The organism is Thalassospira lucentensis MCCC 1A00383 = DSM 14000, assembly GCF_000421265.1.
GTDB classification, from domain to species: Bacteria; Pseudomonadota; Alphaproteobacteria; order Rhodospirillales; family Thalassospiraceae; genus Thalassospira; species Thalassospira lucentensis.
Map to the genome: position 1 here is coordinate 76,855 of NZ_ATWN01000005.1, position 15,918 is coordinate 92,772.

A 15,918-nucleotide genomic window follows, 5' to 3' on the forward strand; every position below is an offset into this window, starting at 1 on the left:
AAGACCGGCCATGACATTTCATGGCCGGTTTTTTGTTGACCCCGTTGCCCAAACGCCGTAAATGCGCATTGTCGGCAAAACATGCAAAACGCGCAACTTACACAACAGGCAAACGATCATGTCCGTCACCACCCGGCAACAGGAAATACAAACTTTGGTCCGTGCCCATGGCACCGTCCATATCCATGATCTGGCCGCTTTGTTTCACGCATCTCTTGATACGATCCGACGTGATTTGCGCCAACTTGAAGACGAAGGACACTTGCGCCGAATTCATGGTGGAGCGATCCTCCCCAATACTGCCACAGCAACCTATGACGAACGCGCGAAGGAACTTCAGCCCGAACGCGCGGCCATCGCCAAAAAAACCGCAAACGACCTTATCCCCGATCACGGTGTTTTCTTTTTTGACAGCGGCACGACCATCTGCGAAGTCGCCCGGCATCTAAGACCATCGTTCCGCGGTACGATCATTACGGTTAACCCAATGGTTGCGGTTGAACTGGCCAAGCACCCCAACGCCAACATCATCATGATTGGTGGTGTGCTGTTGAAAGACGACATGGTGGTCAGCGGCCCGACAACGGTTGACGAAATTCGCAACTACAATGCCGATATCGCCCTTTTGGGGACCTGCGCACTTCACCCCGAAGCCGGTCTTTCGACCAGCACGGCCGAAGAACGCGCGACCAAGGCCGCCATGATTAACCAGTCTGCTGAAATCATTGCTGTCACAACGGCCGATAAACTCGAAACAAGCCTTCCTTACCGCGTATGTGACATTGACGCGATTTCATACCTTGTGACCGGGCGGAAACTTTCGGCGGGGTACCTCGCCAATTATTCTGATCGCGGCCTTAACGTTATTCAGGCGTAAACGACATGCACGATTACACCAAAGCCCATAACAGGGTCCGCGCCATTTTCTTTTTGCATGGGGCTGCGTTTTCAAGCTGGGTTCCCCACATCCCGCTGGTTCAGGAACGTCTTGATCTTGGTCACAATGATCTTGGCGGCATTTTGCTGGCGGCGGCCATCGGTGTTTTGGCCGTAATGCCAATTGCCGGACGGCTGGCTGACCGTTTCGGCAGTGAACGTGTCGTGCGCTATTCCGGTTTATTCTATTTCATTGCCGTTGGGCTTCCTGCATTCATGCCGTCCTATCTCAGCATCACGATTGCGATGTTTGCCTTGGGCTTTTCTGGCGCGTTTCTGGATGTCGCGATGAATGCCAACGGCTTGAATGTGGAACGCCTTCGGGACCGTAGCATCATGTCGGGTCTTCACGGCTTCTGGAGCCTCGGCGGCTTTGCTGGTGCCGGGATCGCGGCCGCGTGGTTTGCCCTGCCCATCCCGATCGCAGCGCACTTGCCAACCGTGCTGTCTATTTTCCTTGTCGCGCATGTGATCATGCAGGCGGGCCTCGTCCCTGATGCCGCCGTCCATGCTCAAACATCTCAACCTGACATACAGCAACCCAACCCGAGTACCCAAAACCTCAAACGGCGCCCGCTCATTGTGTTTCTGTTGCCATTTGGGGTCTGTGCCTTCATCGGGCAATTTGGCGAAGGCGTGATTACCGACTGGGCAACCGTGTTTATGAACAGCGAACTGTCGTCCGGCCCAACTATGGCGGCGGTTGGATTTGCGATCTATTCATGCGCCATGGCCGCAACGCGATTGTCAGGCGACATGCTGGTGATGAAATTTGGCCGAGCACAGGTTCTTCTGGCCAGTTCATGTTTGGCGTCCCTGGGCACATTCATCATCGCATTGTCTCCACATTTCATTGTGGCCTGGATCGGATGTGCCATCGCGGGGATGGGACTTGCCGTGATATTACCATTGCTGTTGTCTGCTGCATCAAAAGCCACGGGCAAAGGCGGTGGCACAGTCGTTTCAATTATTGCGGCCACGGGGTATTCAGCCATCATGGCCGGACCGCCAGTTATCGGTGCAATTGGCGAAGTATTCGGGCTTGTAAATGCCTTTATCGTCACCGCCAGTTTCCTGTCTCTGATCATTCCTGTTTATCTGCTAACCATGCGTCGGCGTTTGCAAATTGCGGGCAATGGTTGATCCGGCGTGCATTCTGCCGCATAAATTGACCAGCCGGTCCTGCCGGTGACATCGCCCCACAAAGCAGCCCACAAAACAGAGAACAGATCATGGCCAAATCCCATACCTATGGCGCATTCCCCCGCAACCGCCAGCGTCGCAACCGCATGTCCGACTGGTCACGGAAAATGGTCGCGGAAACCCGGCTGACACCCCATGATCTGATTTTGCCGGTGTTTGTTGTGGATGGCACCAATCAACGTATGCCAATTCCATCCATGCCCGGTGTCGAACGTCAATCAATTGATGTTTTGGTTGAAACGGCCAAACATGCGCAAAGCCTTGGCATTCCGGCCCTTGCCCTGTTTCCCTACATTGATGTTAGCCTTAAAACCAAGGACGCACGCGAAGCATACAATCCTGACAATGTTGTCTGTCGCGCGACCAAGGCGATCAAGGACGCCTGCCCTAACCTTGGCGTGATCACCGATGTTGCCCTTGATCCGTTCAATGCCGATGGTCAGGACGGCATTGTGGTCGATGGTCAGATCCTCAATGACGAAACCACCGAGGCACTGGTCCGTCAGGCACTGGTTCAGGCGCAGGCAGGTTGTGATGTTGTCGCCCCCTCTGACATGATGGATGGCCGCATCGGCGCCATTCGCGACGTACTTGAGGGCGAGAACCTTAAAAACGTGCAGATCATGGCCTACGCTGCGAAATATGCGTCATCGTTCTATGGGCCGTTCCGCGATGCCATCGGATCGGCAAGCGCGCTGGGTAAGGCTGACAAAAAAACCTATCAGCTTGATCCCGCCAACACCGACGAAGCCATGCGCGAAGTGGCTTACGACTTGAACGAAGGTGCAGACTCCGTCATCGTCAAACCCGGTTTGCCCTATCTTGATGTGCTTTATCGGGTCCGTCAGGAATTTGGCGTTCCGGTCTTTGCCTATCAGGTGTCGGGGGAATACGCCATGCTGCGTGCGGCCGCGGCAAATGGCTGGCTGGATTATCTTGGCTGCGCAATTGAAACACTGTCGTGTTTCAAACGTGCCGGTGCATCGGGCATTCTGACCTACAGCGCAATCGAAGTTGCCGAAGCGCTTTAATCTGAAAATGTAACTAGCTGACTTAAAAGATTATTGAACGAAACAAAGGGCCTCACCAGAGGCCCTTTGTTGTATGGTCTATGTGGTTGATTTTCGATCAGGCGACTTCGGTTTTGATATTGTCGCCGATGCCAAATCCAATCGCGCGGGCACAGAAATGCGGGCGAAGACCGGCACGGGCAAATACGCCTTCGATATCCTGCCCATCAAGGAAACCACCCTGATGCACCAAAAGGGTCTTAATCCCGACAGAAAGCCCGCCCAGCACATCGGTATGAACCGTATCCCCAACCATCAGCACACGGTCGCGTTTTACATCCGGATGCCGCCGCAGAACTTCTTCGAATACGTGATGATACGGTTTACCAACACATTGCGGCATCACACCGCAGGCGTCCGCCGCCAAATGCGCGAAATAACCTGACTCAACCGACAGGAATTCCCCCATCGGGGCGCAGATATCCGGGTTACCAACCAAAATCGGTCGTGGATTGTCACGCAGGCTTTGCTCGAGCAGGTTCTGCTGGGAGTCAGACCAGCTTTCAGAATCAATAAGAAGGAAACCACCGACCGCATCATATAGTGCGCGGTCTTCGCCAAGCGGCTCAACAGTGTCAGGCAGCACATGGAACGGCCAATCTTTTGGCGCCATTGCCCCCCAATACGTAATGTCGCCATGGCTATTCATCATCGGGGCGACAAATTGCTGGCTGCTGATCAGACTGCTGGCATCAAAATCAAATCCGCGATTACGGTGGCGGGCCAAAATAGCCTCGGCCGAGCTTGACGCGTCATTGGTAACAACAGCAATGCTTTTGCCCATGCCCTGTAAATGCGCAATGGTATCAACTGCACCTGGGATGGCTGTTGGACCGCTGTTAAGCACGCCAAAGGCATCAAAGACGATCAAATCAAACTGATCCGCAATCGACAGAAGGTTTTCAACATATTCTGTCTTTTGGGGCACCGCATCGGCACGCACCTCCGGCAAACGGGGCGCATAATGCAAATAGGCCTCGATTGCCTGCTCAAAATTGAGCCTGGGGCGATTGATGCTCATGTTCGATTCTCCTGATCGTATGGGGTGCGGAACGCATAGCGGGCCCATTCAACCCGATTAAGCGACCTTTTTACATCCCAATTTTTTAATGCAAGGCCATTCGGGACTAAACAACCCTTACGCGTTAAGCAACTTCGTTAGCCATGCGCTGTAAGCATAGCAATAAAACATCGAAAAGCATCGCTCCATGACAGAATTAAAGCCAATTCATTGCAATTCGGTGACTTTTTGCACTTTCCAAGCGACTGCCATGCAAAAAACGCATTGGAATTACACAAATGTTGAGCGTAGATTGCCCTCACGAAATGAATAGGACGTATCGACTGGTGAATGCGCCATCAAGCAGATGATCACTCGATACATTGTAAGCAAACCGACACGTCAAACCAGTTAACTATTCCGCATGCGGAATACCTTCGGTGAGAACATGCCGGTTATCTGAACAGGCGCCGAAAAATCGGCCGGTTTGAAATAGGTGATGAAATGATCGTAACTAAAATTTTTGCTTTCCTCCGCGCTCTTCGCGTTCAGTACCAGACCCAGGTTGCGCTGCGTAAACTTGATCCGCGCGAACTTGCCGACATCGGTCTGAACCGCGACATGATCGACGATGTAGCACACCGCGTTGCTTTCGGTCGTTAATCAACGACTGAAACGTCTGACGAAAAAAACCCCGGCAGTTTTGCCGGGGTTTTTCTTTATCTGCCTGCTGCAATAGACCAAACGAATGACCTACCCCGCAGAGCCTATCAATGTTCTGCCGTCTAATTGGCAAATAGCGCCTTGTGCTCTTCGCGCAGGATATTCTTCTGCACCTTGCCCATCGCATTGCGTGGCAGTTCGCCCACAAAAAATACCCGTTTTGGCACTTTGAAATTGGCCAACTGTGATTTGATGGCACCGATGACATCGTCTTCTGACAATTCATCATTGTTACGTACAATCACCGTAACGACCGCCTCGCCAAAGTCTGGATGCGCAACACCGATGACGGCACTTTCAACAACACCGTCCATCTTGTCGATCAGCGTTTCAATTTCTTTGGGATAGATGTTAAATCCACCCGAAATCACCAGATCCTTTGCCCGACCGACGATATGGACATATCCCTTGGCATCGATCTTGGCGATGTCACCGGTGATAAAGAAGCCATCATCGCGAAATTCCTCGGCCGTTTTTTCGGGCATCTGCCAATAACCAGCAAATACATTCGGACCACGCACTTCAAGCACCCCGACTTCATCTGTTGCCAATATCGTACCGTTATCATCACAAACGCGTACATCCACATCGGGCAAAGCCGGTCCGACTGTATGCACAATGCGTTCACCATCCAGCGGGTTTGACGTCGCCATCCCCATTTCAGTCATGCCATAGCGCTCAAGCAAGGCCTTGCCGGTGCGCTGTTCAAACGCGGTAAAGGTCTCGGGCAGCAACGGGGCGGAACCGGAAATAAACAACCGCATGTTAGCGCTAACATCGGCAGTGAAATCATCCTCGGACAGCAAACGGACGTAGAAGGTCGGAACCCCCATCATGACCGTACTGCGCGGCAAAAGCGCCAGAACCTGATCACGGTCAAACTTCGGCAGGAAAAACATCTTTGAGCCCGACAACATCACGCAGTGACAGGCAATGAACAGGCCATGGGTATGAAAGATCGGCAAGGCGTGCAGCAAAACATCGTCGCCGGTAAAGCCCCACAGCGTTTCGAGTGTTGACGCATTAGACCACAGGTTCATCTGGGTCATCATCGCGCCCTTGGGCTTGCCGGTTGTTCCCGACGTGTAAAGGATTGCGGCAAGGTCATCATCAGCACAGGCAACGGGTGCGAAATCATCGCCCTGCTCTGCTCCGCCTGAGACCAGCGTCCCGTCCGCTTCCGTGCCGAGGGTCAAAACAGATTTAACACCCTGTTCTGCGGCGATTGCGCTGACTTCTGCTTCACGATGCGGCTGACAGACAAAAATCACCGGCGATGCATTGCCCATGAAATACGCCAACTCACCGGCTTGATAAGCAGTATTGAGTGGCAGATAAACAAGACCGGCACGAATACATCCGAGATACAAAAACAGGGCTTCAGGTGATTTATCGACCTGAACCGCGATCCGGTCGCCCTTTTGGGCCCCCAGTGAGATCAAAAGCCCCGCAATGCGGGCTGAATACCTATCCGCATCGCCATAGCTATAAGTCTTGCCATCTGGTGTTTCGATCAAAACCGACGACAAATCAGCCGGGAACCGGTCCCGAATACGTATAAAAAGGCTGTTGGTCACAGTAACGCTTCCCCGATGAATTATCATTGAACCAGCAGCTTTCTGCTGTCGGTCATGTTCGCGGGCAGCATAGTGCAACCAACCATTATCGGTAAACAAGTACTATTTTACCGTAATGGTTGGTTTTATGCCAAATGCGTTAGGCGGAAAGATTACGCAACGTACGGGAACTCGCCGTCAACAAACGGGAAAGCCTCGCCGACGGTGACTTGGACTTCCGGGTGGAACCCATTGAAACTCGTCGCAAGTGCGTTGCTATAGGCCCCAATATGACCAAATTCGATCCAGTCCCCTTCACGAATATCTGCTGGCAAATTGACGGTTGCTGGCAGGACATCCATATTGTCGCAGGTCGGTCCATAGATGGTGAAATCAAGCGTTTCCTCAGGATCAAATTCGCCCTTAAGGCGCATGGGCCGCACAGGATAGCGTAACTGACCGGTGACGGTTTCTGACAGGCTGCCATACACACCATCATTGATGAAAAGCTGATCTTCCTTGCGCAGTTGCACCTGAGTAATCAAGGAAACACCGCTTGAAACAAGGGCTCTGCCCGGTTCGCACATGAAGGTCGTTTCAGGCATATCAAGCCACCGGATGCAGTCCTTGATTTCATCCATGATTTCTTCAAGTGCCGGACCGCGCTGGTTCATATACTGGCCAGGGAACCCGCCGCCCACATCAATATGTTTTACCTTCACGCCCGAGAAATCGACAACTTGGCGGATCAGCTCAATCGCAATGCGATAGCCGTTTGCCGTTGTGCATTGCGACCCAACATGGAAGCAAAGCCCTGCCTCATACCCCAGTGCGTCAACCTGCTTAAGAAGTTCGGCCGCAGCCATTGGGCGGGCACCAAACTTTGCAGATAGATTATAGATTGCACCGGCCGGCGGGGTCGCCAAACGCACATGAATTTTCAGATTGGTGTCGCCGTCGGTTTCTTCGCGGATTTTTTTAAGTTCATCTTCAGTATCAATCACATAGTGATCAATGCCAAAGACCCGGTGCGCACTGCGAATGCCATCGCGGCTTTTAACCGGGTGCATGAAGTAGGACTTCATGCCGGGGAACTGGCGGCGCACCAATGCAATTTCATCTGGCGAGGCCGTATCAAAATGACGCACCCCACCTTCATGCAGATAGCGCATGACTTCGGGATGCGGATTACATTTCACCGCATAAAGAACGTCACCAGGGAACATATCGACAAAGCGCTGCGCTGTTTCTCGAAGGATATTGGGCCTGAGACAATAGACCGGATAGGACGGCTTAAGTTCCTTAACAACATCGAACGTCGTATCGAAATGACGCGGCATGTAAACTCCATCGTTCACGGGTAACTGGCGCCCAGACACGCATTATCGCCGGGCTGGCCATTTATAAACATAAGGGTAGCAGCCCTTTTGGGCGCTGTCATGCCCCAACCGGCGAATTGATCTTGATATTCCAAACGCCCGCCGATAAATTGGTAAACCAATACCAAATAACCAATATCGTGTGATTTACGCTTTTCTGCGCCACAGCACGCCAACATACAGGGAGCCTGAAATGCCCATCGACCCGATCCTTGATCCCAGCAGCCTTGCCCGTGAACTTTCTGGCCGCCACCTGATCAATGGAGAACTCGTTGCATCCCAAAGCGGCAAAAACTTTGATGTCTTGAACCCCGCAACCGGCAAGGTCATTGGTCAGGCGGCAGACGGGGACGCCCAGGACGTGGCAATTGCCGTTGGGGTTGCAAAGAAGGCACAGAAAGACTGGGCGGAGCGCCCTGCCCGAGAACGCGGAAAGCTGGTTGCCGAATGTGGTCGTGTGCTGATGTCGCACACCGAAGAACTGGGTCGTTTGATTGCCCTTGAATCGGGCAAGGCTCTGCGCACCGAAAGCCGGGTTGAAGCGTCTGTTCTTGCCGATATGTTTGTCTTTTTCGGCGGGTTGGCTTCCGAGCTTAAGGGCGAAACCGTCCCGTTTAATCCGAACATGATGACCTTAACCACCCGTGAGCCGGTTGGCGTTGTTGGTGCGATTATTCCTTGGAACGTGCCGCTTCTTTTGATGGCGATCAAAGTCGCGCCGGCACTGGTTGCTGGCAACGCAGTTGTTGTAAAATCGGCCGAAGACACCCCGCTTGCAGCTTTGCGCGTCTGTCAGATCATGCAGGAAATCCTGCCCAAGGGCGTTCTAAACATCCTATCTGGCTTTGGCCCGTCCTGCGGTGGACCACTGGTGGAACATAAGGACGTCAAAAAAGTATCCTTTACCGGCTCTGTCGAAACCGGCCGCACGGTTTACAAAGCTGCGGCTGAAAAACTGATCCCGGTCACCCTTGAGCTCGGCGGTAAATCACCAATGATAGTGATGGACGATGCCGACCTTGATAAGGCAATTGCCGGTGCTGTTGGTGGTATGCGCTTTACCCGTCAGGGGCAAAGCTGCACGGCATCATCTCGTATTCTTGTTCATGAAAAACTTCATGATGAGTTTGTTGAGAGGCTGATTGACAAGGTCAATGCCCTTAAGATGGGGGATCCGCTTGACGAAGAAACCGACATCGGCACCATCATCAACCGCAAGCAGTTCGACAAGGTCCGCAGCTACATTGATATCGGCGAAAAGGAAGGTGCGACCAAGCATGAACTAAGCGCCCTTCCAACCGATAGTGCGCTGGCCGATGGTACGTTTGTGCGCCCGGTGGTCTTCACCAACGTTGATCCGAACGCCCGCGTCGCCCGCGAAGAAATCTTTGGCCCGGTGGCATGCGTGTTCAAGTTCAAAACCTTTGAAGAGGCACTTGAGCTTGCCAACGATAGTGATTTTGGATTGGCGGCAACCGTATGGACAACCGACCTTAAAACCGCTCTGACGGCAACCAAGCGCCTTGAAGCGGGATTTGTTCAGGTCAACCAGAATCTTGTTGTTCAACCCAACCTGTCATATGGCGGGATCAAGCTTTCCGGGCTGGGCAAGGAAGCCTCGCTTGAAAGCATGCTTGAACATTTCACCTACAAGAAAACCATCATTCTGAACATGGAATAACGCCAAACCAACCCTATGCCAGGCGTTTGACCTTGCCGGGTTGCATCTTTTGCAACCCGGTTTTTCTTTTGCGGCCCTTGACCTTAGGCAACTAATCCGCAAAGCTGCGCTCGAACACACGTCCATAAACCTGAAAGAACATGGCAATGTCTTTATACAATGACATCCCCGCATCGCATTCCCGTCCGACGCTTCGTGCCGGTGCGATGGCCATGATTATTGGGATTTCCGACCTGCGAATGTGATCCCTGTCATTCGCGAATGACAGGACCGGTTTAAACCCGTTTATCACCCGTTACATGATAATATTGCCACCACATCAAGCTTGATGGTGGCCGCAGGAGCATGAAAATTATGGCTGTTTCCTATCACGATATCGTCCGTGCAGCCGGACTTTTAGAGGGCATTGTTGCCAAAACACCTTTGGTAAAGTCCTTAACGCTTTCAAATATTTGTCAGGCAGAAGTTTATCTTAAGCTTGAAAACCAACAATACACCGCGTCCTTCAAAGAACGTGGTGCCTATGTCAAACTGGCAAGCCTGACACCGCAAGAACGCGAAAAAGGCGTGATTGCCGTATCGGCGGGCAACCACGCACAGGGTGTGGCCTATAACGCCAAACGACTTGGCATTCCGGCAACCATCGTGATGCCCAAAAATACCCCGTTTACCAAAGTACATCACACGCGATCTCATGGCGCCGAAGTTGTCCTGATCGGTAATGTATTTGCCGAAAGCCTCGAGGCTGCGGGCAAAATTCAGCAAGAGCGTGGACTGACTTTTGTGCATCCGTTTGATGATCCGTATATCATCGCAGGACAAGGCACTGTCGGACTTGAGATTCTCAATGAAAATGCCGACATCGACACCATTGTCGTTCCGATTGGCGGCGGTGGCCTTGCGTCGGGTATTTCAACAGCGATTAAGGCGCGTCGACCCGACATCGAAATCATCGGTGTCGAAACAAAGCTATATCCGTCGATGCTTGAAGGCATGACAGATCAGGAGTTCACTGGCGGTGGCGTGACAATTGCCGAGGGCATTGCAGTTAAGCAACCCGGTGGCCTAACACTTGAAATCTGTAAGGAAAAACTTGATGACGTGGTTCTGGTTGAGGAAAGCTCAATCGAGCGCGCCATCCAGATGTTGATTGAAATCGAAAAAAGCGTTGTCGAAGGTGCCGGGGCGGCACCACTTGCCGCCCTGCTCGACCATCCCGAACGGTTTAAGGGCAAAAAGGTCTGTCTCATCATAAGTGGTGGCAACATAGACACCCGACTTCTGGCACAGGTCCTGATGCGCGGCATGGCCCGTCAGGGTCGCCTTGTGCGTGTTCGCATTGAAATCCCTGATGTCCCGGGTGCATTGGCAACCATCAGCACCCTGATCGGTGAAGAAGAAGCCAACATCATTGAAGTCTATCATCAGCGTCATTTCTATGATGTCCCGGCCAAACAGACCGACGTTGATATGGTTCTTGAGGTCCGCGACACCGTACATGCAGAACAGGTCATTGCACGCCTGATTAACGCTGGGTTTGGCGGAAGACTGCTTGGCAACACATCACTTGATTGATCAATAGCTTTACGTGAAATAAAAAACGGGCCGCAAGCATTTCGCTGCGGCCCGTTTTTTCTAACTTTGATGTTTGGTGCTGTTAGCAATCAAGTCCGCGGTAACGCCCGCCATAATACAAAAGCGGATTCCCGGTTTTACCCAAGTCAATTTCCTGAACTTGCCCGACAATGATGCTGTGATCCCCACCATCATGGATCGCGTGGCGCTTACACGAAAATGTTGCAAGGCTGTCGCTAAGACACGGAACACCGTGACAATCATCGCGATAGGTCACACCATCCCAATCATTCTGACCGGGTGAGGAAAAAAGATCAGACAGAGTTTGCTGTTCCTGACGCAGGATATTGATGCAAAACCGGGTGCATTCGCCTGCAAACATGTCATGTGTCGCCGCCCGGCAATCGACAGAAAACAGGACCAAGGCCGGTTCAAGCGACACGGAGGCAAAACTGTTGATGGTGATACCTGCTTTGGTTCCATCCAGTGCGCGTGTCGTCACAACAGCAACACCTGTTGCGAACTGACCCAGACAGTCACGAAAATCGCGCGGAGAGAATGACATATTGAAGAATGCTCTTACTGACTAAACATATTATCTAACGGCCCTTGCTCAGGGCAAAGGGAAAATGGCGATTAATCTTCGCGCTGTCAAACCTATCTCGCAGCAGATTTAAACGCGATATTAATAACATTAAAAGTTAATAGGACCATATAGATGGGGCTTGCGTCTTATCTGGATGCAAAAACAGCTAGGGGCCAGATAAATGTATCGTGAATTGATCCGGTATCGATATCGGCGTAACGGGGAAAAATAGTGTTTCTGATAATCGGTTATATCATAGTACTCGGCTCGGTGCTGGGCGGTTATTTACCACACGGGTCATTTGACATTCTCGTTCAACCGCTTGAAGTCCTGATTATTTTCGGGGCTGCATTTGGTGCGTTTTTGACAGCCAACCCGCTAGACGTTGTCAAACGGTCGTTCTCGTACACCTTGCGTGCCATGAAGGGCCCCAAGAAGAAGGTCGCCTATGTCGAGCTTCTAACTTGCCTCTACGCAATTTTTCGACTTGCAAAATCTAAGGGCGACCTCGCCCTTGAGAGCCACGTTGAGAACCCCGAAAGTTCCAGCCTTTTTTCCAATTTTCCGATTCTGACGAAGGACCACCACGCGCTGGAATTCATGTGTGACTATCTTCGCCTGCTGACCCTTGGCACAACCAATCCATATGAGCTGGAAGCTGTCATTGATCAGGAACTCGAAACCCATCACGAGGAAGAGCACGCGGTTTCCGATGCCGTTCAGACTGTTGGCGACGGGCTTCCTGCCCTTGGCATTGTGGCGGCTGTTCTGGGCGTGATTGTGACCATGAGTTCCGTGACAGAACCCCCCGAAATTCTTGGTGGTCTGATCGCGGCAGCACTGGTTGGGACATTCCTTGGTATTCTCGGAGCATACGGGTTTGTCGCCCCGACGGCTTCCATCATCAAGAACACCGTTGATACGGATGCAAAATATTACACCTGCATCAAGGCTGCATTGATCGGACACATGCAGGGATATGCGCCCCAGGTTTCGGTTGAATTTGCGCGAAAATCCCTGCCGCACGGCCTAAGACCAAGCTTCAAGGAACTTGATGAAGCCTTGCAAAATGCACCAACAGCTTGATCTTCTTGAATAGTAAAGTTCCGGTTTAGGGAAAAAGACGACGCATGCCTGATATCGTCATAAAGAAAATCAAGAAAGGTGGACACGGCCACCATGGCGGCGCATGGAAGGTTGCTTATGCCGACTTTGTGACGGCAATGATGGCGTTTTTCCTGTTGCTGTGGCTGCTGTCAAGCGCCACCGAAGAACAGCTTCAGGGGGTCTCGAACTATTTCACCCCGGAAACCATTTCGCAAAACGACTCTGGGTCGGGTGGCTTGCTAGGCGGTACCAGTCTTGCCGAAGAAGGTGCGTTGCGGTCTGAATTTGGGTCGCCGACGGTCAGTATGGATATTCCGCCACAACAATCGCCCGATGAACGCGAAGCCATTCGCGTGGCCCAAATGGAGGAACAGGAATTCAATGAAGCTCAGGAAGAACTTCGCAAAGCCATCGAAAGCAGCGAAGAGCTCCAAGGGCTCGAAAAGAATATCCGCATTGAAGACACCGATGAAGGCCTTCGCATCCAGCTGCTTGATGAAGACGGCACTGCGATGTTCCCAAGCGGCAGCCCCTCGATGGCCGAACATACCAAAAAGCTTCTTCAAAAGGTCGCTGAGATTATTGCAAAACTGCCACAAGACGTTGCAATTGAAGGACATACAGACTCGGTTCCGTTTAACCGCTCCGACGGCTATTCAAACTGGGAACTTTCCTCTGAACGCGCACTTGCAACACGCAGAACCCTTGAAGATCTTGGTCTAAACACGGATCGCTTTGCCAAAGTTGCCGGTCTTGCCGATACCGATCCGCTGATGCCCGAAGCCCCTGATAACGAGCGCAACCGACGCATCAGCATTACGTTGCTGCGCGGTACCCGTGAACGCACCGCACTTGAGGGGGGTCCGGAAAATGGTACAGGTGGGGAAACAACGGGCACGTCGGGGGAAAATATTGACCCAAGGACATCACCAGCGCCGGTGCGACGTCCGTCATTCTCCGTCCCGTCACAGCCATAAAACAGCCGCGCAAACCGGGTTTGCGCGGTCCTTTTGTGTCTCAGCCCTTTAAACTGTCATAAACAACACTTAATCTCATATAATAGAGAAGGTTGAATGTGACCGGGACACAGAAAAGCTAAATGACAGTCAATCAGCGCCGACTTACCCAGCATTATTTCATGACGGCCCCAATGCCCTGCCCCTATTTGCCCGGGCGTTTTGAACGCAAGCTGGTGACAGAATTGCGTGGGCCAGAAGCCAATGGTGTTCATGATCTTCTGTCACGTGCCGGGTTCCGCCGCAGTCATTCAATAGCGTATCTTCCCGCCTGCAGCGATTGCAACGCCTGTGTGCCGGTTCGCGTGTCGTGTGCTGACTTCAAACCCGGTCGTTCCTTCCGCCGCATCCAAGCCAAGAACGACGACATTGTTCGCAGCATCGTTCCCGCATCGGCCACACAAGAACAATTTCAGCTTTTTAGCACCTATCAGGATGCACGCCACGGCAATGGTGACATGGCACGAATGGATGCGCGTGATTACCGCGCGATGGTCGAAGACAGCACGATTGACACATCCATCTTTGAATACCGGCGTCCGGATGGCAGCCTGATTGCGGTAGCACTGGTTGACAATTTGTCTGATGGTCTTTCGGCGGTTTATAGCTTTTTTGATCCCAAGGAGCATAAGCGCTGTCTTGGGACCTACATCATTTTGGACTTGATAGCAGAAGCGCAGGCGTTTGAATTTCCTCATATTTATTTGGGGTACTGGATTTCTGATTGTCGTAAAATGTCCTATAAAATGCGTTTCCAGCCGCTCGAAGGCTTCAAAAATGGTCGATGGGAAATCATGTCAGACGACGTAAACCAAACCCGTCCCGACGGCAGTTCCTGACCTTTGTTTTTCCACATTATACTAAAGTCCAATCACACAGCTCGATCCCCGGTTGCCTGCACCCAAAGACGCATATAAGCTGCCTGACAAAGCCAATTAACTGGCTTTTACATATAAATCATGAGCTTGCATCTTTGGGAGGCTGTAACAAATGAAACGTCGCCAATTTCTATCTGGCGCCGCAGTAGCAGGTGCAACTGCTGCCGCTGCATCTACTTTTGCCAAACCGGCACTTGCGCAGGACGTCCGTGAATGGCGTCTGATCACGACCTGGCCGAAAAACTTCCCGGGTCTGGGAACCGGCGCAAACCTTCTTGCTGAATACATCACCAAGGCATCTGAAGGTCGACTGAAAGTCACCGTTTTCGGCGCTGGCGAAATCGTTCCGGCATTCGAAGCCATTGATGCTGTTGGGAATGGCACCGTCGAAATGGGCCATGGCGCGCCTTACTACTGGAAAGGCAAAGTCGACGCGACCCAATATATCGCCGCAATGCCGTTCGGTCTGAACGCACAGGAACAAAATGCATGGTTCCAGTGGGGCGGTGGTCAGGAATTGGCCGATAAGGTCTATGCTGAACTGAACTGTAAGTTCTTCCCGTCGGGCAACACTGGCACCCAGATGGGTGGCTGGTTCAACAAGGAAATGAATACCATTGATGACTATAAAGGTCTGAAAATGCGTATTCCGGGCCTTGGTGGCGAAGTCGTCAAAGCAGCGGGCGCTAACGTTGTGAACCTTCCGGGTGGTGAGATTCCGCCAGCTCTGCAGTCTGGCGCGATTGATGCGACCGAATGGGTTGGTCCATACAACGACTTGGCCTTTGGCCTCTATAAATCGGCGAAATACTACTACTACCCGGGTTGGCACGAGCCAGCGACCGTTCTTGATAACTTCATCAACCTGGATGCATGGAATGCGCTTCCAGATGATCTCAAGGCGATCGTTTCGCAGGCCAACACGGCAGTAAACCAGATGGTCCTGTCGGAATTCACCGCACGTAACAATCAGGCGCTTGATACCCTGCGTAACAAGCACAATGTCGATGTACGTCCGTTCTCTGACGACATTCTGACGGGCCTTGGCAAACTGTCGGGCGAAGTTCTGCGTGATCTGGTTTCATCCAATCCGCTGTCGCAGGAAGTCTTCGAAAGCCTGATTAAATTCCGGACCCAGTCGATCGCATGGTCGAAATTCTCGGAATCGTCCTTCGCACAGGCACGTATCCTGCCGTTCAAATACTAAG

General features: G+C 52.1%; 14 protein-coding genes. 10 read left to right on the top strand and 4 right to left on the bottom strand.

Features of this window, described 5'->3' with window-relative positions:
* The first annotated feature begins 118 nt into the window (after nt 1-118).
* The 3 genes from K355_RS0111500 (at nt 119) to hemB (ending at nt 3,170) form a co-directional block, all read left to right on the top strand.
* Entirely contained in the window at nt 119-877 is a 759-nt protein-coding gene (locus K355_RS0111500; RefSeq protein ID WP_033368835.1) for a DeoR/GlpR family DNA-binding transcription regulator, read from the top strand.
* A 5-nt stretch (nt 878-882) separates the two neighbouring features.
* Entirely contained in the window at nt 883-2,079 is a 1,197-nt protein-coding gene (locus K355_RS0111505; RefSeq protein ID WP_022732291.1) for an MFS transporter, read from the top strand.
* An 89-nt stretch (nt 2,080-2,168) separates the two neighbouring features.
* Nucleotides 2,169-3,170: a porphobilinogen synthase gene (gene hemB / locus K355_RS0111510; RefSeq protein WP_022732292.1), complete on the top strand. Its 1,002-nt coding sequence runs from the start codon at nt 2,169-2,171 to the stop codon at nt 3,168-3,170.
* Nucleotides 3,171-3,267: 97 nt separating this feature from the next.
* Here the strand turns inward: hemB and K355_RS0111515 are convergent, their stop codons facing one another.
* Nucleotides 3,268-4,230, bottom strand: coding sequence for an HAD-IIA family hydrolase (locus K355_RS0111515; protein WP_022732293.1), 963 nt, complete (start codon nt 4,228-4,230; stop codon nt 3,268-3,270).
* A 483-nt stretch (nt 4,231-4,713) separates the two neighbouring features.
* Here K355_RS0111515 and K355_RS25370 point away from each other — a divergent pair, with 483 nt between their 5' ends.
* Entirely contained in the window at nt 4,714-4,872 is a 159-nt protein-coding gene (locus K355_RS25370; RefSeq protein WP_081649507.1) for a DUF1127 domain-containing protein, read from the top strand.
* 122 nt (nt 4,873-4,994) lie between these two features.
* Here K355_RS25370 and K355_RS0111525 read toward each other — a convergent pair whose 3' ends face one another.
* Nucleotides 4,995-6,509, bottom strand: coding sequence for a malonate--CoA ligase (locus K355_RS0111525; protein WP_022732295.1), 1,515 nt, complete (start codon nt 6,507-6,509; stop codon nt 4,995-4,997).
* A gap of 152 nt (nt 6,510-6,661) precedes the next feature.
* Nucleotides 6,662-7,828 carry a type III PLP-dependent enzyme gene (locus K355_RS0111530; RefSeq protein ID WP_022732296.1) on the bottom strand — a complete coding sequence of 389 codons (1,167 nt, stop codon included), beginning with the start codon at nt 7,826-7,828 and terminating at the stop codon, nt 6,662-6,664.
* A gap of 232 nt (nt 7,829-8,060) precedes the next feature.
* On the opposite strand from K355_RS0111530, the gene K355_RS0111540 reads away from it, so the two are divergent.
* Nucleotides 8,061-9,548: an aldehyde dehydrogenase family protein gene (locus tag K355_RS0111540; RefSeq protein ID WP_022732298.1), complete on the top strand. Its 1,488-nt coding sequence runs from the start codon at nt 8,061-8,063 to the stop codon at nt 9,546-9,548.
* Between the two features lie 354 nt (nt 9,549-9,902).
* A complete protein-coding gene (locus tag K355_RS0111550) occupies nt 9,903-11,123 on the top strand; it encodes a threonine ammonia-lyase (protein ID WP_022732300.1) in 1,221 nt (406 codons plus the stop codon).
* An 82-nt stretch (nt 11,124-11,205) separates the two neighbouring features.
* Here K355_RS0111550 and K355_RS0111555 read toward each other — a convergent pair whose 3' ends face one another.
* Nucleotides 11,206-11,688 carry a flavin reductase family protein gene (locus tag K355_RS0111555; RefSeq protein WP_022732301.1) on the bottom strand — a complete coding sequence of 161 codons (483 nt, stop codon included), beginning with the start codon at nt 11,686-11,688 and terminating at the stop codon, nt 11,206-11,208.
* A gap of 252 nt (nt 11,689-11,940) precedes the next feature.
* Here K355_RS0111555 and motA point away from each other — a divergent pair, with 252 nt between their 5' ends.
* The 4 genes from motA (at nt 11,941) to K355_RS0111575 (ending at nt 15,917) form a co-directional block, all read left to right on the top strand.
* Nucleotides 11,941-12,795: a flagellar motor stator protein MotA gene (gene motA / locus K355_RS0111560; RefSeq protein WP_022732302.1), complete on the top strand. Its 855-nt coding sequence runs from the start codon at nt 11,941-11,943 to the stop codon at nt 12,793-12,795.
* A gap of 44 nt (nt 12,796-12,839) precedes the next feature.
* Nucleotides 12,840-13,793 (top strand): flagellar motor protein MotB, encoded by a 954-nt coding sequence (locus K355_RS0111565; protein WP_022732303.1) that lies wholly within the window; start codon nt 12,840-12,842, stop codon nt 13,791-13,793.
* Nucleotides 13,794-13,915: 122 nt separating this feature from the next.
* A complete protein-coding gene (locus K355_RS0111570) occupies nt 13,916-14,671 on the top strand; it encodes an arginyltransferase (RefSeq protein WP_022732304.1) in 756 nt (251 codons plus the stop codon).
* Between the two features lie 151 nt (nt 14,672-14,822).
* A complete protein-coding gene (locus K355_RS0111575; RefSeq protein ID WP_022732305.1) occupies nt 14,823-15,917 on the top strand; it encodes a TRAP transporter substrate-binding protein in 1,095 nt (364 codons plus the stop codon).
* Nucleotide 15,918 lies beyond the last annotated feature (1 nt).